Source organism: Sphingobium sp. UBA5915, assembly GCF_002431195.1.
In the GTDB taxonomy this organism is placed as follows: Bacteria; Pseudomonadota; Alphaproteobacteria; order Sphingomonadales; family Sphingomonadaceae; genus Sphingobium; species Sphingobium soli.
In genome coordinates, this window is the sequence record NZ_DJDV01000023.1 from 32,534 (window position 1) to 57,854 (window position 25,321).

Here is a 25,321-nt window from a genome sequence, read left to right on the forward strand (position 1 = left end):
GCTTTCAAAACCATCATGAAACGACGACCGGAGCCGCATCTTTCTCACTCCGCAATTTCGCCAGAGCAGCGCGCGCGCCATGGGTTTCCAGGACGCTCAACCACTTCGTCAACGTCTCTCTCCACGCAGCATGCTCGGCCAGCTTCGGCGGTACGATGGCACCCAGCGCAAGGATGGCGTCGACCCGCCCGCGACTATCGCTTGCGCCGGACAGCGACTCAGCGATGGGACGGGCCAGCGGATCATCCACGACATGCCCTGCGCCTTGATCGTCAACACCCGCCTGCCAGCGAATCCAGGCGGCGACCGCCAGCGACAGGGCGGCGACACCCTGTCCCTCTTCCAACCTGGCCGCGATCGGTGCCAGCAGCCGCTGCGGCAACTTCTGGCTGCCGTCCATGGCGATCTGTCGCGTTCGATGTCGCAACGTCGGATTGTCAAAGCGCGCCATCAGGTCGCGACGATAGGCCGCGACATCCAGTTCGGGCGGCGGCGTCAGGGTTGCTTCCGCCTCATCCCACAAAGCCTCGACGAAGGCGCGCGCCTCAGGCAACGTCAGCACTTCGTGAACATGATCGATACCAGCAAGCCCGCCTAGATAAGCAATGCCGCTATGCGCCCCGTTCAAAAGGCGCAGCTTCGCCTCTTCCCAGGGCGCGACCGCGGCTGTCACCTGCACGCCGGCCCCAAATGTCGGGCGCGGACCGCAAAACCAGTCTTGTATCACCCATTGCAAAAAGGGTTCGGTCTTGACCATTGCCTGGTCTTCCACACCCAGACGCCTGCCAAGTGCGGCAACATCGTCCGCCGTCGTCGCTGGCACGATCCTGTCCACCATCGTTTCGGGGAACGCGCCTTCCGCTGCGATCCAGTCCGCCAGCGCAGTGTCATGCCTCCGCGCCAGGTCCAGGACCGCCCCGCGCAGCCGCTGCCCATTATGCGGCAAATTGTCGCAACTGATCGCGGTAAAGGGCGTGAGCCCTTCCTTCTTGCGCCGCGCCAGGGCCGCAACCAAATAGCCCGGCGCGGTCTGCGGAGCCTTCAAGGACACCAGATCAGCCGCGACCTGGGCATCCCCCTCAATCAGGCCTCCTGTGGCTGGATCGAGCTTGTAGCCCTTCTCCGTCACGGTCAGCGTGACGATATGCGTATCCGGCGCTGTCAGCGCCGCCAGCAACGCTTCGGGGTCCTCTGGCGCGACGATTACCTGGCGGACTGCGCCGATGACCTGCGCCCGATCCGCCGAACCGTCGCGCACCAGCATGGTGTAGAGGCCGTCCTGCGGGGCCATCTGGTCCCGCACGGCGGGCGAACGCAGAGATGCCGCGATGATGCCCCAGCGCAAATCACCGGCATTGAGCGACTCTTCGAAAATGGCCGCCTGATGCGCGCGATGAAATGCGCCGATGCCCAGATGGACGACGCCCGCCCGCACCGCCGCGCGGTCATAGGAAGGACGCCGCACATCACGTGGCAGGGATTTCAGATGATGCCGAGACAGTCGCGTCACAGCTTATACGCCTGCTTCGGCAGATCATAGGCCAGCGCGCGCGCAAGCTCGAATGCCTCATCCTCTTCCAGACGATGTTCGGCGACCAGTTGAGCCAGCCAACCGCAATCCATCCGCCGCGCAACGTCATGCCGTGCCGGGATCGACAGAAAGGCGCGCGTGTCGTCATTGAACCCAACGCTATTGTAGAATCCGGCGGTTTCGGTCATCCGTTCGCGAAAGCGGCGCATGCCTTCTGGGCTGTCGTGGAACCACCAGGGCGGCCCCAGACGCAAGGCGGGATAATGACCCGCCAGCGGCGCCAGTTCGCGCGAGTAGACGTCCTCGTCCAATGTGAAGAGAATGAGGGTGAGGCGCGGATCATTGCCATAAAGGTCCAGCAAAGGCTTCAGGGAGGTCACGAACTCGCCGGCAGTTGGAATGTCCGCGCCCTTGTCCTTGCCGAACCGCGCGCGCACTGCGTCATTATGGTTCCGATGCACGCCGGGATGCAATTGCATCACCATGCCGTCTTCGGTCGACATGCGCGCCATCTCAACCAGCATATGTCCCCGGAACAGTTCGGCATCCCGGGCGCTCACTGGCCCACTGACCACTTTGGCGAACAAGGCTTCGGCCTCCTGCTGGGGCAGGTTAACAGTGAAGGCGCTCGGATGGCCGTGGTCGGTCGACGTCGCACCCGCCGCGCGGAAATCGGCGCGTCTTTTTTCGTGCGCGCGCAGATAGCCTGCATAGCCGACATCCTCTCCCGCCATCGCGCAAAAGCGCTGCACATTGTCGATGAACCTGGGATCGTCGGGATCGAGCACCGGATCGGGACGGTAGGCGGTCACGACCTTGCCGTTCCAGCCCGACTCCCGGATCGCGCGATGATGATCGAGCGGGTCAAGCGGCCCCTCGGTCGTTGCAATCACCTCGATATTATAGCGCTCGAACAGCGCGCGCGGCCGGAAGGCATCGGTCGCAAGGGCGGCATCTATCACGTCATAATAATGATCGGCCGTCGCCGCCTCCAGACGAACATCTATGCCAAAGGCCTCAGCGAAAACCCAGTCGAGCCACAGCCGCGACGGCGTTCCGCGAAACAGGTGATAGCGTTCGGCAAAGCGTCGCCAGATCGCCCGCGGATCGTTTGCTGTGGGGCTGCCATCCATGGTGGCTATGCCCAGATCCTCCAGCGGGACGCCCTGGCTGTACAGCATGCGAAACACATAATGGTCCGGTATGATCAGCAATTCGGCCGGATTGGCGAAGGGCCGGTCATAGGCAAACCATCGTGGGTCCGTGTGGCCGTGCGGGCTGATGATCGGCAGGTCCTTGACCGACCCATAAAGCCGCCTTGCGATGTCCCGCGTCGCCGGATCGGACGGAAACAGGCGGTCGGGATGCAGACGCAAAATTTTGGTCAAGCTGAAGCTCCTTGGCCAGGCGTGACATCGGTGACAACGACCTGATAACGCGGGATTATGATATGGATGGTGAAAAGGGCGACCAGATAGGCGCAGGATGCGACCAGGAAGATTGGGCCGTAGCTGCCAACCGTTTCCAGGATGATGCCCGCAAATTTTGCCATCAGCATGCCGCCGATCGCACCTGCCAGCCCGCCTAGACCGACCACGGACCCCGCCATCCAGCGAGGGAAAACGTCCCCCGGCAGGGCATAGAGATTGGCCGAAAACCCTTGATGCCCTGCGCAGGCGAGGCCGATCAATCCCACCGCGACCCACATGCTGGGCGCCTGTGCGGCAAAGGCGATCGGTACGGCGCAAAGCGCGGCGAGGAACATTGCCGCCTTGCGCGAGCGATTGACGCTCCAGCCCCGACCCATGAACCGCGAGGACGCCCAACCGCCCGCCACCGATCCGACATCCGCCAGCAGGTAGACGGCGATCAAAGGCGGACCGAAGTCCAGCATCTTGACGCCATATTGCTTGTTGAAGAAGTCAGGCAGCCAGAAAAGAAAGGTCCACCAGACCGGGTCGATCAGAAAACGCCCCGCCATATAGGCCCAGGTTTGCCGGTGCCGGAACAGGGTCACCCATTTGACCGGCCGCTGTTCCTCGACAGGGTCGGTTTCGATCCAGGCCAGTTCCTCTGCCGTTAGCCCCTTCTTCTCGCGCGGTCGGCGATAAAAGCCGAGCCATGCCGCCAGCCAGATAACCGTGAGCAATCCTGTCAGAATGAAGGCCCACCGCCAACCCAGCGTCACCGCGATGACCGGCACCACAAGCGGTGTCAGGATCGCGCCGACATTGGACCCCGCGTTGAAGATGCCGATGGCCAGCGCCCGCTCCTTCTTCGGGAACCACTCGTTGGTCGCGGCAATAGCGGCGGGAAAGGTGCCCGCTTCGCCGATCGCCAGCGGAATGCGTGCCAGCAACATACCCGCCGTCGAGGTAAAGAAGATGTGCGCGACATGTCCGATGGTCCAGAGCGAGACCGCAAGCGCATAACCAGCGCGCGCGCCTATGCGGTCGATGAGGCGCCCGAACGCCACATAGGCAATGCCGTAGCCGGCCTGGAACCAGATGGCGAGATCGGCATACCCGCTCTCACTCCAGCCGTAACGCGCCTGTAGATCGGGCTTCAGCGTCGGCAGAACCAGCCGGTCGATATAGCTCAGGACGACCGCCGCGAAGAGCAGCGCGCAAACGATCCAGCGGACTTTCCCTGATGGCTTGGGCATGGTGGCCATCTCACTCTCCTCAGGCGGCGCGATAATCGTAAGAGCGAAGGGTGCGGGCAGCGTGCAGGCTGCCCGCCCCCAACCAGCCTTGGTGGATCACCAATTGAACATGGTCCCGTCCTCCAGCCGGTTCACCGGCAGGAACGCGCGCTTATATTCGTATCCTGCCGCCAGTTCCTCGTCGATATCGACGCCCAGGCCCGGCTGGTCGCCCGGATGCATCATGCCGTCTGCGAACGCGTAGGCATGGGGGAAGACCGCGTCCGTTTCCGGCGTATGGCGCATATATTCCTGGATGCCGAAATTGGGCACGCTGAGGTCGAAATGCAGGGCGGCGGCCATGCACACCGGCGACAGGTCGGTCGCGCCATGACAGCCGGTACGGATCTGGTACAAATCGGCCAGCGCCGCAATGCGCCGCAAGTGCGTGATGCCGCCGGCATGGACTACCGTCGCGCGAATATAGTCGATCAGCTGATTCTGGATCAGGTCCTTGGCGTCCCAGATCGAATTGAAGATCTCGCCTACCGCCAGCGGCGCCGTGGTATGCTGGCGGATCAGACGGAACGCTTCCTGATTTTCGGCAGGCGTCGCATCCTCCAGCCAGAAGGGGCGATAGGGTTCCAGGTCCTTGCCCAGCCGTCCCGCCTCGATCGGTGTCAGGCGGTGATGGATGTCGTGCAGCAGGTGCACGTCCCATCCCAAAGCCTCGCGCGCCGCCTTGAACAACTCGGGCACGATCCGCAGATATTTTGACGTGTTCCAGATATTCTCGGTCGGCAGGTCCGCGTCGGCTGGCTCGTAGAAATATTTGTCCTTGCTGACGCCATAAGTGCTGGCCATGCCCGGTACGCCGCATTGCAGGCGGATCGCCTTATAGCCTTGTGCCTGATAATCCAAGGCGACCTTGACGGTGTCCTCGATCGTGGTGCCGTTGGCATGGCCATAGACCATCACGCCCTCGCGGCTCGCCCCGCCCAGCAATTGATAAACCGGCAGCCCGGCAATCTTGCCCTTGATGTCCCATAGCGCCATATCGACCGCCGCGATCGCGGTCATGGTGACAGGGCCCCGCCGCCAATAGGCGCCCTTGTAGAGATATTGCCACAGATCCTCGATCCGATGCGCATCGCGGCCGATCAGGCAGGGAATGACATGATCCGTCAGATAGCTGGCGACCGCCAGTTCGCGACCGTTCAGCGTTGCGTCGCCAAGGCCATAGACGCCCTCATCGGTCATGATCTTGAGCGTGACGAAATTGCGGCCAGGACAGGTGATGATGACCTTGGCGTCGATGATCTTGGGCATGAGGGCAGTCCTGTTCAGATGATTTCGAGCGTGACGGATTGGAGGGTTTCGCTGTCCGGCCCGACCATGATGTCGAAAAGGCCCGGTTCGACCACTTCCTCCATATCGAGATTCCAGAGCGAAAAGGCGTCTGGGCCAAGGAGGATACGCACCGTCCTGGTTTCGCCGGGAGCCAGGGTAACGCGCTCAAAGCCCTTCAATTCCTTGATCGGGCGGGTGACGCTCGCCGTCTGGTCGCGGACATAGATCTGAACGACCTCGTCGCCCTGGCGGTCGCCGGCGTTGCGCACATCGACCTCAACCGCGACACTCCCCCCCGTGCCGATCCTCTCGGAGGAAAGCCTTGGCGTCCCAATATCAAAGCGGGTGTAGCTAAGGCCAAATCCGAATGGGAAGAGCGGCGATATATCCTCGAACACATAGCCGCGCCGCGCGCTTGGCTTGCGATTGTAGAAAATGGGCACCTGTCCCGCATCGCGCGCCACGGTGACGGGCAATTTGGCCCCCGGGTTGACGTCCCCGAACAGGATGTCCGCCATCGCGGTGCCGCCCTCCTGTCCCGGATACCAGCATTCCAGCAAGGCATTGCAGCCATCCACGACTGCCGGGTAGCTTGGCGGGCGGCCGTTGATCGCGCAGACGATCACGGGTTTGCCGGTAGCCTTCATTGCGGCGAACAAGTCATTCTGCTCGCCCACCAGGTCCAGGCTCGTGCGATCACCCAGATGGTTTTTCGCAAACCCTTCACGGCTTGTCTGTTCGGTGTCGCCGATCGCCAGGATGATGACATCCGCACCCGTCGCGACCTCGACCGCCTCGGCGATCAACGCACGATTTTTCTTCGGATCTGCCAGCAGCACCTCGTCCACGGACCGGTCTTCGCTTTGCGTGATGAAAACGCCCTGCGCGTGAACCACCTCTGTCTTTCCAGCGAGCTTGGCTCTGACGCCATCCAGCAGAGACACCGTTTGCCGCGGGATGGAAGAATAGCCGCCCAGACGTGCAATGGCCGCATTCGGCCCGATGACGGCAACGCGCCGATGCGCTCCGGCGGTCAGCGGCAATGTCCCGTCATTCTTCAGGAGGGCAATGGACCGATGTGCAGCCTTTAGCGCCAGCGCGCGCGCTTCTGCGTTGCCGGTCAATGTGTCCCAGTCCCGTCGCGGCCAGGGATTTTCAAACAGGCCTGCGCGGACCTTGAGCGTCAACATGCGCCGTGCGGCAAGATCGACGGCCTCAAGCGGCACTTTCCCGCTGCGAACCTGCTCGACCAAGGTGCGAAAACCGATGCCGTCGGGCAGTTCACAATCGACGCCAGCGCGCAACGCCGCTCTCGCCGCTGCTTCCAGATCAGGCTGGACATGATGGATGGTGTCGAGTTCCGGTACGGCGCCATAGTCGCTCACAACCGCGCCGTCGAAATGCCATTCGCCGCGCAATATGTCGCCCAGCAACCACCTGTTCTGGTGCGAGGGCACACCGTCTATCTCGTTATAGCTGGGCATCACCGCGGCAATGCCGGTGCGCTTCACCACCGCGCGGAAAGGCGGGAAGAAATTTTCGCGCAGTTCGCGCTCGCTGACCGGCGCCGGCGCGATATTCTCGCCGCTCTGCGGCTGGCCATGCCCCGTCATATGCTTGAGCGTCGCCATCACCTTGTCAGGCCCGATCTGCTTGCTTTCGCCTTGCAGGCCCAGCACCGCCGCCACGCCCATTTCGCCGCACAGATAAGGATCCTCGCCAAACGTCTCCTCGATCCGCCCCCAGCGCGGATCGCGGGCAATGTCCACCACCGGCGACAGTGCCAGATGGACGCCGCGCGCCCGGACTTCACGCGCAATCACGGCCTGAACCTCGCGCATCAGGTCCCGGTCGAAGCTGCCCGCCATGCCGATAGCCATGGGGAACATGGTGGCGTCGGTCGCCATATAGCCATGCAGCGATTCTTCATGAAACAGCACCGGAATGCCCAGGCGGGTTTTCTCGATCGTCCATGTTTGCACGGCTTCGATGAAGTCGACCGTGTCGCGGGGCGTGCGCCAGCGCGCGCCGACACCCCCGGCCTGCGTCGATCCGTTCGGCGCGCCCCGTCGGTCAGACGGTCGCGTGATCTGGCCGAAACCGGCGGGATAGGCTTCACTTGCCTTGGTCGGGGAGAAGGTCAGATCGTCCATCACTTCAGCCTTCGTGGCCCAAAGCGCGATGATCTGGCCGACCTTTTCCTCCAGCGTCATCCGGCTCAAAAGATCGCTTACGCGCAGGTCTACCGGCGCACCCGCATCCTTATAGAGCGGCCCCCTCTTTTTGGCCGCAGACGCGGGGACGGCCGCAAGCAGGGATGTGGACGCCATCAGCCCCAGTGCCTGCCGGCGTGCGAAACCGGCGCTCATGGCGTCACCGTCAGGGTGGTGGACTGCAAGGCGACCGAACTGTTTCCGGTCATGATCTCGAACTCGCCCGGTTCGACCACTCGGTGCATCTTGTCGTTCCACATCTGAAGGCTCTCGGGCGTGATGGTGAAGCGCACCGTGCGCACCTCTCCGGGTTTGAGGGACACACGCTCAAATCCCTTCAATTCCTTGATGGGTCGCGTGACGGAACTTACCTTGTCATGGATATAGAGCTGGACAACCTCGTCGCCTTCGCGCGCGCCATCGTTGCGGACATCGACGGTCACGCTGGTGGTGCCGCCCGGCCCGATGCTGGACTGCGCGAGACGCGGCGGGGACAAGGTGAAGTTCGTATAGCTAAGGCCAAAGCCAAAGGGATAAAGCGGCGCATTCGTGTCGAACAGATAGCCGCGGCCCGCGCTTGGCTTCACATTGTAGAAGGCCGGCAATTGCCCGACCGAACGCGGCACTGTGACCGGCAACTTGCCGCCCGGATTGACGTCGCCAAACAATATGTCGGCGACCGCATGACCGCCCTGCTCGCCCAGATACCAGCCCTCCAGCAGGGCATTGGCTTCTTCGCTGACCTTGACCGTGGAAGCGGGCCGACCGTTGATGAGCACGACAGTGATTGGCTTGCCTAGCGTCTTAAGGGCGTCGAACAGTTCCTGCTGCTCCCCGACCAGATCCAGACTGGGCCGGTCGCCCAGATGATTGGCGGCCCAGCCCTCCCGGCTCGATTGCTCGGTATCGCCCAGCGTCAGCACGATGCGATCGACATTCCGGGCGGCCTCCACCGCCTGCGCGATCAAACGGCGATTCTCCGCCGGGTCGGCCTTGTCCACCTTGTCCGCCCACCAGTCGTCATCTTCCGTGATCTTTACGCCCTGCGCAAAGACGATGCGTGCGCGATCGCCAACCCTGGCCTTGATGCCGTCCAGAATGGAAACGACATGCGGCGGCTGTCCGTAATAGCCGCCCAGCCGCGCCACCGCCGCGCTTGGCCCGATGACCGCGATCGACCCTTCCACCTTCAAAGGCAGCATGCCGTCATTCTTCAGCAATGTGATCGACCGCTGCGCCGCGGTGCGAGCTAGCGCGCGCGCCTCCGCGTCATTGGTAAGCGCTACTGCCTGCGCCGCATCTGCATAGGGATGCTCGAACAGGCCAGCGCGGAACTTCAATTCCAGCATGCGCCGCACGGCCTTATCGACTTGCGCCTCGCTGACCTTGCCCGCGCGGACCTGATCGCCGAGCGTGGCATAGGACAATCCTTCAGGCAGGTCCGCGTCCACCCCCGCGTCCAGAGCCCGCCGCGCGGCCTCATCCAGACTGCCCGCGACATGGTGGATGTTCATCAACTGATCGACACCCGAATAATCGGACACAACCGCGCCACGAAAGCCCCATTCCCCGCGCAGCACATCGTCCAGCAGCCAGCGGTTCATGTGGCTTGGCACGCCATCAATCTCATTATAGCTGGCCATCACCGCGTTGATGCCGGTGCGCTTCACCACTTGCTCGAACGGCGGAAAGAAATTTTCGCGCAGTTCGCGTTCCGAAATCGGGGCAGGCCCAACATTGGTGCCACTCTCCGGCTGGCCATGGCCGGTGAGATGCTTGAGGGTCGCGAATACCTTTCCGGAGCGCAAGTCATGCGACCGACCCTCGCCCTGTAACCCCTCCACCGCCGCGACTCCCATTTCGCCGACCAGATAGGGGTCCTCGCCATAGGTTTCCTCGATCCGCCCCCAGCGTGGGTCGCGCGCGATGTCGACCACGGGCGACAGCACCATCGGCACGCCCCGAACGCGGATTTCGCGCGCGATCACGCTGTTCACCTGCTGCACCAGATGCGGGTCCCAGGACGACGCGAGCGCGATCGATTGCGGGAAGCTGGTAGCGCCCACCGCAGCGTAACCATGCAAACCTTCTTCATGGAACAGGATCGGAATGCCCAGGCGGGTCTGCGTCATCGCCCATTTTTGCAAAGCGTTGACCAGCGCAACGGTCTGGCGGGGGTCGCGACCCCGGGCAACGCGTGGACTGACCGCGCCTTTGGCGTCGGACGGCCGCGTGAAATGACCCAAACCATTGGGATAGCGCGCCGCGAGCCTTGCAGGATCGAGCTGCAAATGATCGTCAAAAATCTGGGTCTTGCTTTCCCACACAGTGGTGATTTGGGCGATCTTCTCGTCCAGCGACATACGCCCGATCAAGTCGTCGATCCGCGCTTCGACCGGTGCGGACGCATCCTTGTAGAGCGGCCGCTGATCCTGCGCCGCGCGCACGGATTCCATCGGCGCTAACGTCGACGCCATCCCGATCGCCAGCAAGGATGCAGCCCCCAAAATCTTGCAGCTACCGATCACCTGGCCCCTCTCCCCTTTTTGCCGCTCGACACGGTTTTCGCTTGCAGCCCATCAGCTGATAACGCTACCATCGCGGCAGAAACCCGGCTTGTCAATGCAGTTCCTGTCGCCGACACGCCAGTGGATAAGAGGAGAGGGAAAAGTGATGGCGCGCCTGTTCTGCTATATGATGGCCATGGTCATGGCGATGCTGGCTGTGCCCGTTCGGGCCGAAGACGGCTATGATCTGTGGCTGCGTTATGCCCCGGCGGAGCAGGCCCGCGCTGCGGACATCAGCGCCCACGCCCGCACCATCGTGCCTGTGGAAAATGGCTCGACCATGGAAGTCGCCACACGGGAATTGCAGCGTGCCGTTGCGCATATGACCGGAAGCGCGCCCACGCTCGCTACCACGCCGACCGCCGGAGCGCTCTGGCTGGCGACGCCTCGCTCAGCGCCCGGCATCCCATTATCGCTCAAGGGGCTTGGCGCGGAGGGCTATGCCATCCGGTCCATCGACCGGGGCGGTCAACCGGCGACGCTGATTGCCGCGAACAGCGACATCGGCTTGTTGCACGGCGCCTTCCACTGGCTGCGCCTTGCCCAGACGAACGCCCCGCTTGATCGGCTCGACATTCGCAGCGCGCCGCGCATCGGCCTGCGCCTTCTGAACCACTGGGACAATCTCGATGGTACGGTGGAGCGCGGTTATGCCGGCATGTCGATATGGGACTGGTGGCGTCTGCCGGACTATAAGGGTCCGCGCTATACCGACTATGCGCGCGCCAACGCCTCCATCGGCATCAACGGCACCGTGCTCAACAACGTGAACGCGAAGGCAGAGAGCCTGAGCGCGCCCTATATCGCCAAGGCGGCGGCCCTGGCAGACATATTCCGGCCTTACGGCATCAAGGTGTATCTGTCGGTCAAATGGACCGCCCCGATGGAACTCGACGGCCTGAAGACGGCCGATCCGCTGGACGCCCAGGTCGCCGCATGGTGGAAAGCCAAGGCCAGCGAGATATATCGGGCTATCCCCGATTTCGGCGGATTCCTGGTCAAAGCTAACAGCGAAGGCCAGCCTGGCCCTCAAGACTATGATCGTACCCATGCCGACGGGGCCAATATGCTGGCCGCCGCCGTGAAACCCCATGGCGGCATCGTGATGTGGCGCGCCTTCGTCTATGCGCACGATAATCCGGATGACCGGGCCAAGCAGGCCTATGATGATTTCAAGCCGCTCGACGGGCAATTTGCCGACAATGTGCTCGTGCAGGTCAAAAATGGCGCGATCGACTTTCAGCCGCGCGAGCCTTTCCATCCCCTGTTCGGCGCAATGCCCAAGACGCCGCTGATGATGGAATTCCAGATCACCAAGGAATATCTCGGCCAGTCTACCCACCTCACCTATCTTGGCCCGCTATTTGAAGAAGCGCTCGACGCGGACACCTATGCCAAGGGCAAGGGCTCTACGGTCGCGAAAGTCATCGACGGATCGCTGGACGGGCACAAGCTGACTGGCATCGCCGGCGTCGCCAATATCGGGGTCGACCGTGACTGGAGCGGCTCGATCTTCAACCAGGCGGACTGGTATGCCTTTGGCCGCCTTGCTTGGGATCCGGGCTTGTCTGCCAACGCCATAGCGCGCGAATGGACCGCCATGACATTTTCGCCCGACCCGCGTCTTGTCGATCCGGTCGTCGCCATGATGATGGGTTCGCGCGAGGCGGCGGTCGATTACATGACGCCGCTGGGCCTCGCCCATGTCATGGCCACCGGGCATCATTATGGCCCGGCGCCCTGGGTTTCGGATCTGGCCCGCCCGGAATGGAACCCCGTCTATTATCACAAGGCGGACGCGGACGGGATCGGCTTTGACCGGACCAAGAGCGGCAGTAATGCAATCGCCCAATATGCACCCGTCATAGCGCGGCGCCTCGCGAACCCAGCCACGACGCCGGAAAGCGAATTGCTCTGGTTCCATCATCTGCCGTGGGACTATCGCCTCAAGTCCGGCGAGACACTCTGGAACGGCCTTGTGCATCGTTATGATCACGGCGTCGCCTACGTGGCCGGCATGCAGCGGACTTGGGAGGGCCTTCGTCCGCTGGTCGATGCGAAACGCTTTGCCCAGACCGAAGCCTTCCTGGCGATCCAGCATCGGGAGGCGCAATGGTGGCGCGACGCCAGCATCGCCTATTTTCAATCGATCAATCACCTCCCGCTACCGGCAGATGACATGGCCCCGGCGCATGACCTGGACTGGTACAAGGCACGGAGTTTCCCGTACGCGCCGGGCCATCATTGATTTTTCGATTCTACAAAGGGAGCGGTTGTCGTTACCAAGGCTCAATATAATATTTCACGAAAGCCGCCGCCGTTGACCGACACCCGCTCTTCCCGCCGCCAGCGCAATGCTCCTACGATCAACGACGTCGCGCGACATGCCGGTGTTTCGCCGATGACGGTGTCGCGCGTGATCAATGGCGAACAGGTTGTTCGGCCGGAAACGCGCGCCAAGGTTGAAGCCGCAATTGCCGCCATGAATTATGCGCCCAGTGCAGCGGCGCGAATGCTGGCTGGCGGCGATGAAATTCGTGTCGGGCTTCTCTATTCCAACCCTTCCTCCTCCTATCTTAGCGAATTTCTGGTCGGCAGCCTGGATCAGGCCAGCCGCAGCGGCATCGACCTGGTGGTGGAAAAATGGGACGAGGAAACCGCAATCGCTGACGTCGTGGCGCATCTGGAGCGCGGGCGCATCGATGGCGTGATCCTGCCACCGCCGCTGTGCGACCATGATGACATGGTCCAGGCGCTGGGCCGAGCCGGGATCCCGGCGGTGGCGGTCGCAACCGGCCGCCCGCCGTCCGATCTTGCCGCGGTCAGCATCGACGACCGGCAGGCCGCCTATGAAATGACCCGCCATCTTATTGCGTTAGGGCATGCGCGCATTGGTTTCATCAAGGGCAACCCCAACCAGAGCGCCAGCACGCGCCGGTTCGAAGGCTATGTCCAGGCGCTTGGCGAGGCCGGCCTGCCGGTAGAGGACGAACTCATCGCGCAAGGCTATTTCACCTATCGTTCGGGCCTGGACGCCGCAGAACATATCCTGTCGCTGGCAGAGCCTCCGACCGCCATCTTCGCCAGCAATGACGACATGGCTGCTGCGACGGTCGCAATAGCGCATCGTTCGGGTCTTGACGTGCCGGGCGATCTAACGGTCTGCGGCTTCGACGATACCTCGCTCGCCACCACCATCTGGCCGGAACTAACCACGATCCGCCAGCCGATCAGCGCCATGGCGCGGGCTGCGGTTGAAGTGCTGGTTCGGCAGCTTAAGACCCGCCGCAGCCCATCGGTCGAGGCGGCAGCGCATCTGGTGCTCGATCACGATCTTGTTCGTCGCCAATCCGACGCCGCGCCCCGATCGCGCCCGAGACAACGTCCGGCGCCCTGAGTTGGGCGGAGAGTTCACGCGTTTCCATTAAAGAATGTTGCAAGTCGGAGGAGCGCCGGTTCAAAGCGTCGCTTCGATCGCGCGCGCCGCCAGGTCAGGATCGTCCGCCAGACTGATCGGACGGCCAACCACCAGGATCGACGCCCCATTATCGAGCGCTTGGCGCGGCGTGACGGCTCGCTTCTGATCACCCATTGCGCCACCTGCAGGACGAACGCCTGGCACGACAAAAAATCCGTCGGCCCAGGCCTTCTTCGCCATTGTCACCTCCTCGCCGGAACAGACGATGCCATCCAACCCTGCGTCCTGCGCCAGATCAGCCAGGCGCCGGACCTGATCAGCCGCGTTTGCAGCCACGCCGATATCGCTCAGGTCGCCATCGTCCAGGCTGGTCAGTACGGTTACGGCCACCACCTTGGTATTGACGCCTGCCGCAGCCTTTGCGTCCTCCAGCATGGCGCGGCCGCCGGCGGCGTGGACGGTCAGAATCGCCGGCTCCAGCATGTGCAGCGCTTGCACCGCCTTGGCGACCGTGTTGGGAATGTCGTGCAGCTTGAGATCGAGGAAGATCGGCAGGCCAAACTTGGTCATCTCATGCACACCATGATGCCCATTGGCGCAGAAAAATTCGAGCCCAAGCTTCAGCCCGCCCACATGATGCCGCACTTGACCGGCCAGATGCTGTGCCTTTGCAAGATCGGGCGTATCGATGGCGACGTAAACGGGACTGGTCATGCAGGGCCTGTCGAACTGGAGGTGGAGGGCAATGGATCGTCCTGCGACAATGTCGGCGGCGGCGCGCCGGGATCAGGCGCTGCCGGTACCGGTTCGGAGGCTGGCGTCATGCCCGCAGGAGCCGGCGCCGTCGCCATGGCGGCGAGGGCCCGCTCGGTATTGCTGAGCCGACGTTTCAGCCGCCAGCGCGTCGCCCGGGCCATTATCCAGAAGGGCAAGGCGCCCAGCAGGAACGCTCCGATCAGCAGCACCGGCAGCTTGGTTTCCATGACCAGATCACCCCACAGCCGCACCGTGACCGGAACATAGTTCGCCATGCAAAAGAAGGCGAGCGCCACAGCTATGACGACCCAGAAAGCGGTCCGCAGAAATTGCATTGGCGTTTACCCTCACTGCCCATTTGGGGTAGCTTAGGCGATCCCGCCGGATTTCGGAAGCGCCTGATCGCTCTTGTCGATTGCGATGATCATATGCAGGCTCGCCGTATCGCCGGGGTCCAGCATTGTCATGCCACCGCGGTTAATCGCGTCGGGCATGTGGCTGACGGGCTCCAGGCAGAAGAACGCGGCACCCGGTGGCCGATAAACATGAAGCCACTGCGCGCCGACGGCGCTGATCCTCATCCCGATGCCATCGCCGCGCTGCACGGTCGCGGTGCCATCCCAGCCCCCATAGACATTGTCGATCAGACTGTCGCCCAACACCCGCGCCGCGCTCGACCAATCGCCCAACATATCCGCCGGCGCCTCATCCTGCGGCAGCATGTCCGGGGACGAAAGCCAGACTGTGTCTGCGGCAAAATGCAGCATCGTCTCTTTGTCGGCCGCAAAATAGGGATGGAAACCGAGACCGGCGGGCATCGGGCGGTCGCTCTCGTTGAACAGCGACAGCGAAAGCGACAATTGCGCCGGGGTCAGCCGCACCTCCTGTCTCGCCCGATAGCGCCAAGGCCATCCGGCATCGCCGCCATGGTCATGCACCATCAGAACATGGTCCGCAGCTGTCGTCTTCGCCGTCCAGTTCGTCTGCCAGCCAAAGCCATGAATGCTATGCGGATGATCGCCGAAGTTGCGGGGCAGCCAATAGTCTTCGCCATCGACGGTGAAGCGACCGTCGGCAATCCGGTTGGCGTAGGGCACGAGCGGAAAGCACGCCATCGCCAGTGGATCCGTCGTTCCTTCCGGAGCCTTTCGCAACAGGTCGACGCCATCCAGCGCCAGGCCGGTAAGCGACCCGCCGATCGCGGGCGACAGCACTGCCTCCAGCGCCCCCGCCCGCAATGTGATGATCTGCGTGTTCAGCCGACCATATCCTCTAGCTCACGGCCTTTGGTTTCGTTGACCATCGCCCGCACGAAGAAGAAGGAAATCAGCGCGAAGAAGGCATAGCCGACATAGGCGACGGCAAGCCCCGGCCACACCACCAGCGAGGGAAAACTGACCGACACCAATGCATTGGCGATCCACTGCGCGAAACCCGCCACCGCCAGACCCGATCCGCGAATCTGGTTGGGGAACATTTCACCCAGCATGACCCACATGATCGGCCCCCAACTCATATTGAAGAAGATCACGTATAGATTGGCGGCGACCAGCGCGAGGACACCATTATTGCCGGGCAGCGACACCGCGCCATCCGCGCCAGTGATCGCCGTCGAAAAGGCATAGGCGACCGTCGCCAACGTCACGGCCATGCCCGCCGATCCGATCAGCAGCAGCGGCTTGCGGCCAATCCGGTCGACCATCGCGATGGTGGCGAGGCAGGCGCCAATCGAAAGCACACCAGACAAGATGTTGGTCTGGAGCGCATAATCCTCCGAAAAGCCGACCGCTTCCCACAGGGTTGCGCCATAATAGAAAACGACATTGATACCGACCAATTGCTGGAATACGGCAAGGCCAATGCCGGTCCACACGATCGGACGCACCTTGCCGCTGGTCTTGTCGATCAGGTCGCTAAGCGTTGGCCGGTGATGGTCCGCGGCCAGACTGGCGCGAATCTCGGCCACCTTGCGGGTCGCTTCCGCTTCGCCGAACAGGCGGGTGAGCACGGCATGCGCGCGATCATCCAGTCCACGCGCGACAAGGTAGCGGGGGCTTTCTGGAATGATGAGCAGAGCGAGAAAGTAGATGGCGGCAGGAATAGCCTGCAACCAGAACATCCAGCGCCAGGCGGGAAAGCCCATCCAGAGTTCGGCCGTCGATCCGCCGGCATAGCGTGCCAGCACGAAATTCGCGACGAACGCCCCGGTCAGGCCGGAAATGATCATGACCTGTTGGACCGAGGACAAGCGCCCGCGAATGGCGGCCGGCGTGACTTCGGAAATATAAACCGGCGAAATGACGCTGGCGGCACCGACACCCAGGCCGCCGACGATACGGGCAATGATGAAGACCGCCGAAGATCCGGCCGCACCGGCGAGCAGCGCGCTTGCCAGGAACAGGATCGCGGAAAGCATCATGACGCCGCGTCGGCCAATGATGTCAGCCATGCGTCCCGCGCCAAACGCACCGATCGAAGAGCCGACGAGGATCGCGCCCACATTGACGCCAATGCCCAGGCTGCCCAGATCAAAGGCACTTTCCAGCCCTTTTTGCGTACCGTTGATGACGCCGCTGTCATAGCCGAACATGAACCCACCGATCGTCGCGACCGCGACGATGGCGACAATGAAGGCCATATTGACCTTCGCCGCACTCCCCTCACTCATCATCCTGTCCTTCCCGCTCTTCTATATCGTTGCTATCTGACCCGGCAGCCCGGCAACACCGGGATCGAAGACAAAGAGATCACCCGCCAGAGGCTGATTTGTCAACGCTGTCACGTCCAGCCCCTTGCGCGCCGTGGTCGCATAGGCGGTGCGAAGTTCCTCACCGCCAAAGGCGATCTTCGTCACATTCGCGACCGGGAAGCGGACTTCGCGCATCAGCTTTCCGGCCGGATCGTAGCGGCGCACCGCCCAGCCGCCGAACATGCCAGTCCAAAGGCAGCCTTCGGCGTCCACGGTCGGACCGTCAGGATAGCCGGCCCCTTCCTCTATCTGTGCAAACAGAACGGGCTCCCCGACATTGCCATCCGCGGCGACATCGGCGCGCCATATGCGTTTGCCCAGCGTGTCGGTATGATAAACAATACGGCCATCCGGAGAAAAGGCAGGGCCATTGGTGATAGAGACCGCCGGCAGGTTTACTTGTTTGCACGCATCGCCGAAAAAGCGGTAGAAATAACCGCTCGACTGCGCTTCGGCATCATCCATGGTTCCGAACCAGAGGGCTCCATCGGGTGCGACACAGGCGTCATTCTGTCGGTTCCCCGGCATATGGCCCTCGGGCGCGTGGATGGCGGCGAAACTGGCATCCGCGGGATTGAACCGGTGCACGCCCGATTGCAGCCCGACAGCGAACAGGCCGTCAGCCGTTGGCAGGATCCAGCCGATCTGGCCGGGCGTCGTCCAGCTGCGCGCGACCTCCCGGGCCGGGTCATAGCAATGAATGCGATGCGCCTTGATATCCACGAACCAGAGCGCACCGTCGCGCGCGACCCAGACCGGCCCTTCGCCCAATGTTGCGCCGATCGACAAAATGCTGCGGGGCGCAGAGGTCGTCATGTCAGCGCCACCCGGCATCGATGAAATAGTCATGGCCTGTGCAGTAGCGTGCGTCGTCCGACGCGAGGAACATTGCCAGGGCGGCGACATCGGCAGGCAGGATGCGACCATCCAGGCACTGTGCTGCGACGATTTCCGCCTCTCCTTCCGGCGTGTACCACTTCTCCTGCCGCGGGGTCTTTACGTTGCCGGGAATGATGGTGTTGACCCGAATGTTATCGCGACCAAGATCGCGCGCCAGACTGCGGGTCAGCCCCTCGATGGCGGCTTTCGCGGTCTGATAAAGCGTGAGTTCGGGGAGCGCGAGGTGCCAGCTGATCGAGCCGAAGTTGAGGATGACGCCGCCGCCAGCGCGCTTCATCGCGGGCGCAGCCGCCTGCGCAGCGAAAAACAGATGCCGCAGGTTCACCGCCATGCGATCATCCCAATAAGCAGGGGTCACGTCCTCGATGCCATGACGATCGTCATTGGCGGCGTTGTTGACGAGGATGTCGATACCGCCGAGTTGCTGTTCGACGGCAGCCATCATCGCCTGAACTTTCTCAATGTCGCGCAGATCAACCTCATAGAATTGAGGCACGAAATCGCTCCCCGTCAGGCGCGCCACAAGCGCCTCGCTTTCGGTCGCCGCGATGTCGCAGAAGGCGACATGAGCACCCTGTCCGGCAAAGGCTTCGACCAGCCCTTCACCGATACCGCTGCCGCCGCCGGAAATGAAAACCCTTTTGCCCTTCAGGCTGGGGTAGATGGCGCGGCTCATGCAGGGTCTTTCTGTTGCGTGTTCAGTAAGCCGCGGGCGGCAAGATTGGTCATCAGGGCAATGACGCCAAAGTCCCAGGCCGCAGCGTCCTTCGACGTCACAACCTCGTTCACCAGCTTGCCCAAGCGCGGTGTAGAAATGGCAACACGATCGCCTACTTTGTGCGTAAATCCCCGGCCGGGTTCGTCCCTGTCCTGAACCGGCGCGAACAGCGTGCCCAGAAACAACGCGAAGCCATCAGGATATTGATGTTCGGACAAGGTCTGCCGAACCAGCTCCAGCGGATCACGGCTGATCTGGTTCATGCTGCTGGCGCCTTCCAACCGATACCCTTCGGGCCCGTCAATGGTAAGTTCGACTTCCGCGTTGCGGACATCGTCGATCGTGAAATCCTCATCGAACAGTCGGATAAGCGGTCCAAGCGCACAGGAGGCGTTATTATCCTTCGCCTTGCCCAGCAACAATGCCGATCGCCCCTCAAAATCACGCAGGTTGACGTCGTTGCCCAAGGTGGCGCCAATGGCCGCGCCGGCAGCGTTCACCAGCAACACGATTTCCGGTTCAGGATTGTTCCAGGTGGAATCCGACCGGATGCCGATTGGGGCGCCGGGACCCACCGACGACAAAATCGGGGCTTTGGTGAACACCTCGGCGTCGGGGCCGATTGCGACTTCCAGATATTGCGACCAAAGTCCGTCTTCAATCAACGCCGCCTTGAGCGCGGCGGCCTCCGCAGTGCCGGGCACGACATTGCGGATCGAGCCCCCCACCCTGTCTTCCAGCCGTGCGCGGATTTCGCTGGCGGCGGCGGCATCCCCGCGCGCCCGTTCCTCGATCACGCGCTCCAGCGCCGATACCGCGAAGGTGACGCCGCATGCCTTGACGCATTGCAGGTCGACCGGACTGAGAAGGGGCGTGGACAAGCTGTCGAGCGACCCGATGCGCCGACCTGAGTTAGAGGGCAGTGGCAGCATATCAGCCAGCTGCGCGACTGTCGGGGCGACGCTGCTCATGTCATAGGCAATGCCGTCGCGCACAAGGATCGGGCTTGGACCTTCTGCGGTCTGCACGCGGCCAAAAAACATGCCCTTACGCCAGTCACTCGGCAGAAAATCGAGCAAGGAAACAGCCCCCGACATTAGCACCTCTCCACAAAACCCGCATCATTGTTGATAGCGCTACCACCACAATTTCGGGGACTTTGTCAAGGGCTGTTGCATGTGTTGGGATTTTGTAGGGCGATAATCGCAGGCCGCTGAACTTTCGTTCCGGGCCGAGCAGCTTGGCGCATCATGGGTCGGTGACAGGAAAAGCGGGACGCGGTTGGTGGGCATCGGGCCGTTAGCGGGCGTTGCGACGCTGCTTTAGGCGCGGTCAGCCGTGAACCGGATAGGACGGCGAAGGGCGGCATGGCCTTCGTTCCATGCCGCCCCCTGGTGCGACCCGTTTGGGTATCATTCCGCCCTTCGTGACTGGCGGGAATCCTCTGTGTCAGGCGCCTGCGCTGAGATAGGTGATCAGTTCGGCCTTGCTGACCATCATGCTTTTGTCCGCGTCGGCCGAGGTGAAGGCGCCGTTTGCCCAGGCCGTGACCTGATCAGCGGGCAGTTGCTGCCCGGTGGCCTTCATCTCCTGGCTTTTGAGCGTCACCATCCAGCGGGAAAATTCCGACTGGTCGAGCTGGCCGTCGCTGTTGGCGTCATAGGCCGGAAATTCGCTATCGACGATCGACGCTACGGAGGTTGCGGGTGCCGGCTGAGTTGCAGGCTGGGCGGGCATCGCCGCGGAGGGGGCTGCCGGCGCGGCTGGCTGCGATGCGGCGCCCGGCGTCATCGCCTGCTGCGCCAATGCCGGTGTCGCGATCGCCAGAGCGGTTGTGAACAAAATCGTCCGGATCATGCTGATCTCCTGTTATTCAATATTCCCGGACCAGCAGCGGCGCGGCAGGTCCGTCCAATAGTGAACAAATAATAGCTCAACAGGCCGAGATGTTCCTGAATTTCTATTCATATTCCGCCATTCGACCAGCAAAATCTTTCGATTCATCTGTTTCATCACACGCAATGTTCGGCGCTGGCGAAAGACCATGGGCATAGGCGCGCCGATTTGCCCGCGGCGGGCGACGCTGCTAGGGGGCGCGGCACATTTCCTTTCCGTTTCCAGCCAGACAGGATTCGCCCATGATCCCCCGCTATTCCCGCCCGCAGATGACCGCCCTCTGGGAGCCGGAAGCCCGCTTCAAAATCTGGTTCGAGATCGAGGCGCATGCGACCGAGAAGCTGGGCGAGCTGGGCGTGGTGCCGCCGTCGGCCGCCAAGGCGCTGTGGGACTGGTGGGCGACCAACCCGGCGATCGACGTGGACGCGATCGACGCGATCGAGGCCGTGACCAAGCATGACGTCATCGCCTTCCTGACCTGGGTCGCCGAGCAGGTCGGCGACGAAGCCCGCTTCATGCACCAGGGCATGACCAGTTCGGACGTGCTCGACACGTGCCTGGCGGTGCAGCTGACCCGCGCCGCCGATATCTTGATCGAGGATCTCGACCGGCTGCTGGACGTCATCAAGCGCCGCGCCTTCGAGCATAAGCTGACCCCGACGATCGGCCGCAGCCATGGCATCCATGCCGAGCCGGTGACGTTTGGCCTCAAAATGGCGGAAGCCTATGCCGAATTCAGCCGCTGCCGCACGCGGCTGATCGCGGCGCGGGCCGAAGTCGCCACCTGCGCCATTTCCGGCGCGGTCGGCACCTTCGCCAATATCGACCCGCGCGTCGAGGAACATGTGGCCGAGCAGCTGGGCCTGGCCATCGAACCCGTGTCGACGCAGGTCATCCCGCGTGACCGCCATGCGATGTTCTTTGCGACGCTGGGCGTCATCGCATCGTCGATCGAGCGGCTGGCGGTCGAAGTCCGCCACCTGCAACGCACCGAAGTGCTGGAGGCGGAGGAATATTTCTCGCCGGGGCAGAAGGGGTCGAGCGCGATGCCGCACAAGCGCAACCCGGTGCTGACCGAAAACCTCACCGGCCTCGCCCGCATGGTGCGCGCCTATGCCCTGCCCGCGATGGAGAATGTCGCGCTGTGGCATGAGCGGGACATCAGCCATTCGTCGGTCGAACGCTATATCGGCCCGGACGCAACCATCACGCTGGACTTCGCGCTCGGCCGCCTGACCGGGGTGATCGACAAGCTGCTGGTGTACCCTGAGCGGATGATGAAGAATCTCGACAAGATGGGCGGCCTTGTCCACTCGCAGCGCGTGCTGCTGGCGCTGACGCAGGCGGGGGTCAGCCGCGAGGACAGCTATCGCTACGTCCAGCGCAACGCGATGAAAGTGTGGGAATCGGACGGGCAATTGTCGCTGATGGAGCTGCTCAAGGCCGACGCCGATGTCACCGCCGCCCTGTCGCCCGAACAGATCGAGGAGAAATTCAACCTCGATTATCATTTCCGCCAGGTCGATACGATTTTCGAGCGGGTGTTCGGCAAGGCCTGAACCCACAGCGCCCGGCGGCGCATTGCCGAGTCGCCGGGTGACTTTGACAGCAGAGCGAAGTTCACAGTGTCGTCGGCCTTTTTCGGCCCGAAGCGACCCTGACGCGACCGCGAAGCGACCATAAGGCGACCACGAAGCGACACCCTGCGCCGGGCGGTCGGGCGGCCTGTGGAGCGTCCGGAAAGCGTTGACGTGGGCGGGCGAATGCGTCATCCGGAAGGGTAAATCAGAAATAATCCTACATTGGTAGGGGGTGGGGGATGGGAATGCGCAGCGCTCCTATGCCGGGCCGATTACGATGGTGGCGTCAGCGGAAGCAAACTAGAGGCCATGGCCGTCCGCTCTGGGCCATTTTTTGCCGTTCCACTCAATCTGCCACGCTTCTAAATGCGGACGTTGGCCGGACACGGCCAGCATGGCTGTTGCACGGGCAGTATTCCGAGTGTTTGGTCATGCACCTGCTCGACCAATTACGATGCGTTGCTCTCTATCGCCTCAGTGGTATGTTACACGCTGTAACTTTGTCCGTTGCATTTACTACACCATTTTCGGCTAATAGCGTGACAAAACCCTCCCAAACTAGATCAGGATTTGGAGTGGGCCCAATCAGTATTTTAAATAATAGACTATTGATATCGGCGTTTTCTAAATTGTGCTCAGGCACATTCTTCATTGGTAAATAGAACACCTTCTGCACAATTCCATTCACACTGACTATCTTGCTCGGCGGGCTGTTGGGAACTGGATTGATTTGCGCCCGGTGTATGATCCGCCATTCATTCTCCTCCTCAAAGCCGGGATGTTTTGTAGATAGAATCATCACGTCGAGCGCATATTTGAGATTGAATTTTACTAAATCTGGATCAATTTTTCGTAGTAACTCTCTGTTCGTTATCATCGCCTCCACGATCGAGCAGAAACCTTCTACAAACTTGCTAGGACCACCATAGTCCACAGGAGCAATCGTTGCATCATACGCTGTCTGTGAGGTCATGAACGCTTCGGGATTCAAGAGGATGCAGACATTCGCGTCGCCACCGTAGGCGCGCCACATGCTGAGCTTTCCTTGGTGAAGTTCCCTGCCTTTATGGAGTGCTAGACTGAGCAGGTAGGTGCTGCGCTTGATTGCATACACCTCTTGATCTAACATTGTGAAAGCGTTGATGATATCAATGTGGATCGCGTTACAGGCATCTTTCAATCGGTCGGCCAACTGTTGGTTCGTCAACGTCAACCGCAGAAGCTGTTGCCCATATTCGATCTCACTGAAATCGTTCATTAGCATAGCATTACGAAGCCAGAGACAACGATCCTCATTTTTAGAGCTTATTATGTCCATTGCCACTTGCGCGCTGGTATAATGGGCAAACTTGATCCCCGGCTTTACCTCGCTCTCGCGCTCCTTTCCCCAACGGAAAAAAGTGTCAGTGAGGACGGATTCAGTCTGTTCGGGATCAAGCATGGAAACAGTTCTACCCATGTTGATCGACTTGCCTAGTGGCTCTGTCTTTCAGATTTGCTGCATAACGTGGTGTTCGGCAGAATGGCGGCTTCATAAGCCTTGCGTTCCGAACCAGACTTTTGCCTTTCGGCCAGTTTGCGCTGGCCCAGCATACCTTCCAAAGCTCCGACATCCTCGCTTGCCAAACTCTCGCGTCAGGCAAATGTGGCACACGCGTAACGTGACTGGCGCGCGCCCTGCCCCGCTATTCCAGGCCGCTCTTGCGCGCTTGCCCTACGAAGTTCAGCGCGGCGCGCGCGGTTTCGGCTATGGCGGCTTCGGCTTTCTTCGCGTCGATGGTCGGGCGGTCGAGATAGATGGCAAGGATATATTCCTCGCCCGTGGGCGACTTGACCAGCGCCACATCATTATAGGCGGTGCCGCAGCTGCCGGTCTTGCTGCCCGAGGTCCAGCCTTCGGGCAGGCCGGCCTTGATGCGCTTGTCGCCGGTGCTGCTGGCGTTGAACCAGGCGCGCAGGCGGTCGGCGCTCTCCGCTTTCAGGTCACGGAAGAACAGGCGCGCCATCAGGCCTGCCATGGCGGCGGGCGTGGTCGTGTCGCGCGGGTCGCCTTCCGCGTTTTCGTTGAGCGCGGGTTCAGTGCGATCGAGCCGGGTGACGTCATCGCCATGGACGCGCATGAAGGCGGTCAGCCCTTCCGGCCCGCCCAGCATCGGCAGCAGCAGATTGGCGGCGCTATTGTCGCTGACCTCCACCGCCGCGCGCGCCAGTTCCTCCATCGACATGCGGCCGCGCTTGAGGTTCTTCTTCACCACCGGCGCGTAATCGAGCACGTCGTCCTTGCCGAAGGGGATGGTCCCTTCCAGCCCGAACTTGCCGCCATCCGCGCCGGTCAGCACGGCGGCGGCCAGCGGCGCCTTGAAGGTCGAGCACATGGCGAACCGCTCGTCACGGTTGAAGCCCAGGAGCAGCGCGCCCTGCCGGTCGACCAGCGCGACGCCCAGGCGGCCGCCCGTCTCCTCCTCAATCTCCTTGGGATTGCGGACCTGCTCCAGCGCCGATTGCGGCACCAGATAGCGCGGCGCGGCGGGCATGAGAGTGTCGAGATTGCCGGTCGGCGCGGGCTCCTGCGACGGGGTCTTCTGCCGGTCGGCGGCGGAGGCGGGCGCGGCGAGCAGCGCCAGGGCGCCAAGAACGGTGACAATCTTCATGGGGCGGCCTTACATTCCCTGCATATTGTTGAATTCGCCCGGAATGCGGACGGTGAGGCTGTCCATCGCGGGATCGAGGACGATCTGGCAGGACAGGCGGCTGGTGCGCGTGGCGGCGGCGGCAAGATCGAGCATGTCCTCCTCATCCTCGCTGGCGCGGGGGAGCCGGGCGAAGTCGCCGGCGTCGACGATGACATGGCAGGTGGAGCAGGCCATCTGGCCCTCGCAGGTGCCTTCGAGCGGCTGGCCGGCCGCCTGCGCGACCTCCAGCAACACGGAACCCGCCGGCCCGTCGACCTCCTGCCGCCGCTCCCCGTCAGCGCTGATGAAGGTGACCCTGGTCATGAT

General features: G+C 62.2%; 20 protein-coding genes. 3 read left to right on the forward strand and 17 right to left on the reverse strand.

What is annotated here, in order from left to right; all coding sequences use genetic code 11:
• Positions 1-13: 13 nt before the first annotated feature.
• The 6 genes from B2V90_RS03325 to B2V90_RS03350 form a co-directional block, all read right to left on the reverse strand.
• Positions 14-1,510, reverse strand: coding sequence for a mannitol dehydrogenase family protein (locus B2V90_RS03325; protein WP_228220265.1), 1,497 nt, complete (start codon positions 1,508-1,510; stop codon positions 14-16).
• On the reverse strand, positions 1,507-2,919 hold the full coding sequence (gene uxaC / locus B2V90_RS03330) for a glucuronate isomerase (RefSeq protein ID WP_228220266.1): 1,413 nt from the start codon (positions 2,917-2,919) through the stop codon (positions 1,507-1,509). The genes B2V90_RS03325 and uxaC overlap by 4 nt, the downstream gene beginning before the upstream one ends.
• Positions 2,916-4,205 (reverse strand): MFS transporter, encoded by a 1,290-nt coding sequence (locus tag B2V90_RS03335; RefSeq protein WP_228220267.1) that lies wholly within the window; start codon positions 4,203-4,205, stop codon positions 2,916-2,918. The genes uxaC and B2V90_RS03335 overlap by 4 nt, the downstream gene beginning before the upstream one ends.
• Positions 4,206-4,292: 87 nt before the next feature.
• The gene (manD, locus tag B2V90_RS03340; RefSeq protein WP_228220268.1) at positions 4,293-5,504 is read right to left on the reverse strand and encodes a D-mannonate dehydratase ManD; all 1,212 of its coding nucleotides are present in this window, start codon (positions 5,502-5,504) and stop codon (positions 4,293-4,295) included.
• Between the two features lie 14 nt (positions 5,505-5,518).
• On the reverse strand, positions 5,519-7,894 hold the full coding sequence (locus B2V90_RS03345; protein WP_228220269.1) for a glycoside hydrolase family 3 N-terminal domain-containing protein: 2,376 nt from the start codon (positions 7,892-7,894) through the stop codon (positions 5,519-5,521).
• Positions 7,891-10,215, reverse strand: coding sequence for a glycoside hydrolase family 3 N-terminal domain-containing protein (locus B2V90_RS03350; RefSeq protein WP_228220270.1), 2,325 nt, complete (start codon positions 10,213-10,215; stop codon positions 7,891-7,893). The genes B2V90_RS03345 and B2V90_RS03350 overlap by 4 nt, the downstream gene beginning before the upstream one ends.
• A 196-nt stretch (positions 10,216-10,411) precedes the next feature.
• Here B2V90_RS03350 and B2V90_RS03355 point away from each other — a divergent pair, with 196 nt between their 5' ends.
• A complete protein-coding gene (locus tag B2V90_RS03355) occupies positions 10,412-12,553 on the forward strand; it encodes an alpha-glucuronidase family glycosyl hydrolase (protein ID WP_266102999.1) in 2,142 nt (713 codons plus the stop codon).
• A gap of 72 nt (positions 12,554-12,625) precedes the next feature.
• The gene (locus tag B2V90_RS03360; RefSeq protein WP_228220272.1) at positions 12,626-13,702 is read left to right on the forward strand and encodes a LacI family DNA-binding transcriptional regulator; all 1,077 of its coding nucleotides are present in this window, start codon (positions 12,626-12,628) and stop codon (positions 13,700-13,702) included.
• Positions 13,703-13,762: 60 nt separating this feature from the next.
• Here B2V90_RS03360 and pyrF read toward each other — a convergent pair whose 3' ends face one another.
• The 8 genes from pyrF to B2V90_RS03400 form a co-directional block, all read right to left on the reverse strand.
• The gene (gene pyrF / locus B2V90_RS03365) at positions 13,763-14,437 is read right to left on the reverse strand and encodes an orotidine-5'-phosphate decarboxylase (protein WP_228220273.1); all 675 of its coding nucleotides are present in this window, start codon (positions 14,435-14,437) and stop codon (positions 13,763-13,765) included.
• A complete protein-coding gene (locus tag B2V90_RS03370; RefSeq protein ID WP_228220274.1) occupies positions 14,434-14,814 on the reverse strand; it encodes a lipopolysaccharide assembly protein LapA domain-containing protein in 381 nt (126 codons plus the stop codon). Before B2V90_RS03370 ends, pyrF begins: the two co-directional genes overlap by 4 nt.
• Before the next feature lie 33 nt (positions 14,815-14,847).
• Positions 14,848-15,717: an aldose 1-epimerase gene (locus B2V90_RS03375; RefSeq protein ID WP_228220275.1), complete on the reverse strand. Its 870-nt coding sequence runs from the start codon at positions 15,715-15,717 to the stop codon at positions 14,848-14,850.
• Positions 15,718-15,734: 17 nt separating this feature from the next.
• Positions 15,735-17,147, reverse strand: coding sequence for a sugar porter family MFS transporter (locus tag B2V90_RS03380; protein ID WP_228220552.1), 1,413 nt, complete (start codon positions 17,145-17,147; stop codon positions 15,735-15,737).
• Positions 17,148-17,168: 21 nt separating this feature from the next.
• Positions 17,169-18,044, reverse strand: coding sequence for an SMP-30/gluconolactonase/LRE family protein (locus B2V90_RS03385; RefSeq protein WP_228220276.1), 876 nt, complete (start codon positions 18,042-18,044; stop codon positions 17,169-17,171).
• A 1-nt stretch (position 18,045) separates the two neighbouring features.
• Entirely contained in the window at positions 18,046-18,804 is a 759-nt protein-coding gene (locus B2V90_RS03390; protein WP_009821483.1) for an SDR family NAD(P)-dependent oxidoreductase, read from the reverse strand.
• Positions 18,801-19,943 (reverse strand): fumarylacetoacetate hydrolase family protein, encoded by a 1,143-nt coding sequence (locus B2V90_RS03395; RefSeq protein WP_228220277.1) that lies wholly within the window; start codon positions 19,941-19,943, stop codon positions 18,801-18,803. The genes B2V90_RS03390 and B2V90_RS03395 overlap by 4 nt, the downstream gene beginning before the upstream one ends.
• Positions 19,944-20,295: 352 nt before the next feature.
• Positions 20,296-20,703: an EF-hand domain-containing protein gene (locus tag B2V90_RS03400; protein ID WP_228220278.1), complete on the reverse strand. Its 408-nt coding sequence runs from the start codon at positions 20,701-20,703 to the stop codon at positions 20,296-20,298.
• A 281-nt stretch (positions 20,704-20,984) separates the two neighbouring features.
• Here B2V90_RS03400 and purB point away from each other — a divergent pair, with 281 nt between their 5' ends.
• The gene (gene purB / locus B2V90_RS03405; protein ID WP_228220279.1) at positions 20,985-22,301 is read left to right on the forward strand and encodes an adenylosuccinate lyase; all 1,317 of its coding nucleotides are present in this window, start codon (positions 20,985-20,987) and stop codon (positions 22,299-22,301) included.
• Positions 22,302-22,788: 487 nt separating this feature from the next.
• Here purB and B2V90_RS03410 read toward each other — a convergent pair whose 3' ends face one another.
• The 3 genes from B2V90_RS03410 to B2V90_RS03420 all read right to left on the reverse strand — a co-directional run bounded on the left by B2V90_RS03410 (position 22,789) and on the right by B2V90_RS03420 (position 25,318).
• Positions 22,789-23,763 (reverse strand): DUF2971 domain-containing protein, encoded by a 975-nt coding sequence (locus B2V90_RS03410; protein ID WP_228220280.1) that lies wholly within the window; start codon positions 23,761-23,763, stop codon positions 22,789-22,791.
• Positions 23,764-24,007: 244 nt separating this feature from the next.
• The gene (blaSGM, locus tag B2V90_RS03415; RefSeq protein ID WP_228220281.1) at positions 24,008-24,973 is read right to left on the reverse strand and encodes an SGM family class A beta-lactamase; all 966 of its coding nucleotides are present in this window, start codon (positions 24,971-24,973) and stop codon (positions 24,008-24,010) included.
• Between the two features lie 9 nt (positions 24,974-24,982).
• The gene (locus tag B2V90_RS03420; protein WP_037542650.1) at positions 24,983-25,318 is read right to left on the reverse strand and encodes a 2Fe-2S iron-sulfur cluster-binding protein; all 336 of its coding nucleotides are present in this window, start codon (positions 25,316-25,318) and stop codon (positions 24,983-24,985) included.
• Between the last annotated feature and the right edge of the window lie 3 nt (positions 25,319-25,321).

What these genes read in the sequence shown, in the direction of transcription:
- B2V90_RS03335 (WP_228220267.1), bottom strand. Translation starts at nt 4,205, where the DNA reads ATGGCCACCATGCCCAAGCCATCAGGGAAAGTCCGCTGGATCGTTTGC.
- manD (WP_228220268.1), bottom strand. Translation starts at nt 5,504, where the DNA reads ATGCCCAAGATCATCGACGCCAAGGTCATCATCACCTGTCCTGGCCGC.
- B2V90_RS03345 (WP_228220269.1), bottom strand. Translation starts at nt 7,894, where the DNA reads ATGAGCGCCGGTTTCGCACGCCGGCAGGCACTGGGGCTGATGGCGTCC.
- B2V90_RS03350 (WP_228220270.1), bottom strand. Translation starts at nt 10,215, where the DNA reads ATGGCGTCGACGTTAGCGCCGATGGAATCCGTGCGCGCGGCGCAGGAT.
- B2V90_RS03355 (WP_266102999.1), top strand. Translation starts at nt 10,412, where the DNA reads ATGGCGCGCCTGTTCTGCTATATGATGGCCATGGTCATGGCGATGCTG.
- pyrF (WP_228220273.1), bottom strand. Translation starts at nt 14,437, where the DNA reads ATGACCAGTCCCGTTTACGTCGCCATCGATACGCCCGATCTTGCAAAG.
- B2V90_RS03370 (WP_228220274.1), bottom strand. Translation starts at nt 14,814, where the DNA reads ATGCAATTTCTGCGGACCGCTTTCTGGGTCGTCATAGCTGTGGCGCTC.
- B2V90_RS03380 (WP_228220552.1), bottom strand. Translation starts at nt 17,147, where the DNA reads ATGAGTGAGGGGAGTGCGGCGAAGGTCAATATGGCCTTCATTGTCGCC.
- B2V90_RS03385 (WP_228220276.1), bottom strand. Translation starts at nt 18,044, where the DNA reads ATGACGACCTCTGCGCCCCGCAGCATTTTGTCGATCGGCGCAACATTG.
- B2V90_RS03390 (WP_009821483.1), bottom strand. Translation starts at nt 18,804, where the DNA reads ATGAGCCGCGCCATCTACCCCAGCCTGAAGGGCAAAAGGGTTTTCATT.
- B2V90_RS03395 (WP_228220277.1), bottom strand. Translation starts at nt 19,943, where the DNA reads ATGTCGGGGGCTGTTTCCTTGCTCGATTTTCTGCCGAGTGACTGGCGT.
- B2V90_RS03400 (WP_228220278.1), bottom strand. Translation starts at nt 20,703, where the DNA reads ATGATCCGGACGATTTTGTTCACAACCGCTCTGGCGATCGCGACACCG.
- purB (WP_228220279.1), top strand. Translation starts at nt 20,985, where the DNA reads ATGATCCCCCGCTATTCCCGCCCGCAGATGACCGCCCTCTGGGAGCCG.
- B2V90_RS03410 (WP_228220280.1), bottom strand. Translation starts at nt 23,763, where the DNA reads ATGCTTGATCCCGAACAGACTGAATCCGTCCTCACTGACACTTTTTTC.
- blaSGM (WP_228220281.1), bottom strand. Translation starts at nt 24,973, where the DNA reads ATGAAGATTGTCACCGTTCTTGGCGCCCTGGCGCTGCTCGCCGCGCCC.
- B2V90_RS03420 (WP_037542650.1), bottom strand. Translation starts at nt 25,318, where the DNA reads ATGACCAGGGTCACCTTCATCAGCGCTGACGGGGAGCGGCGGCAGGAG.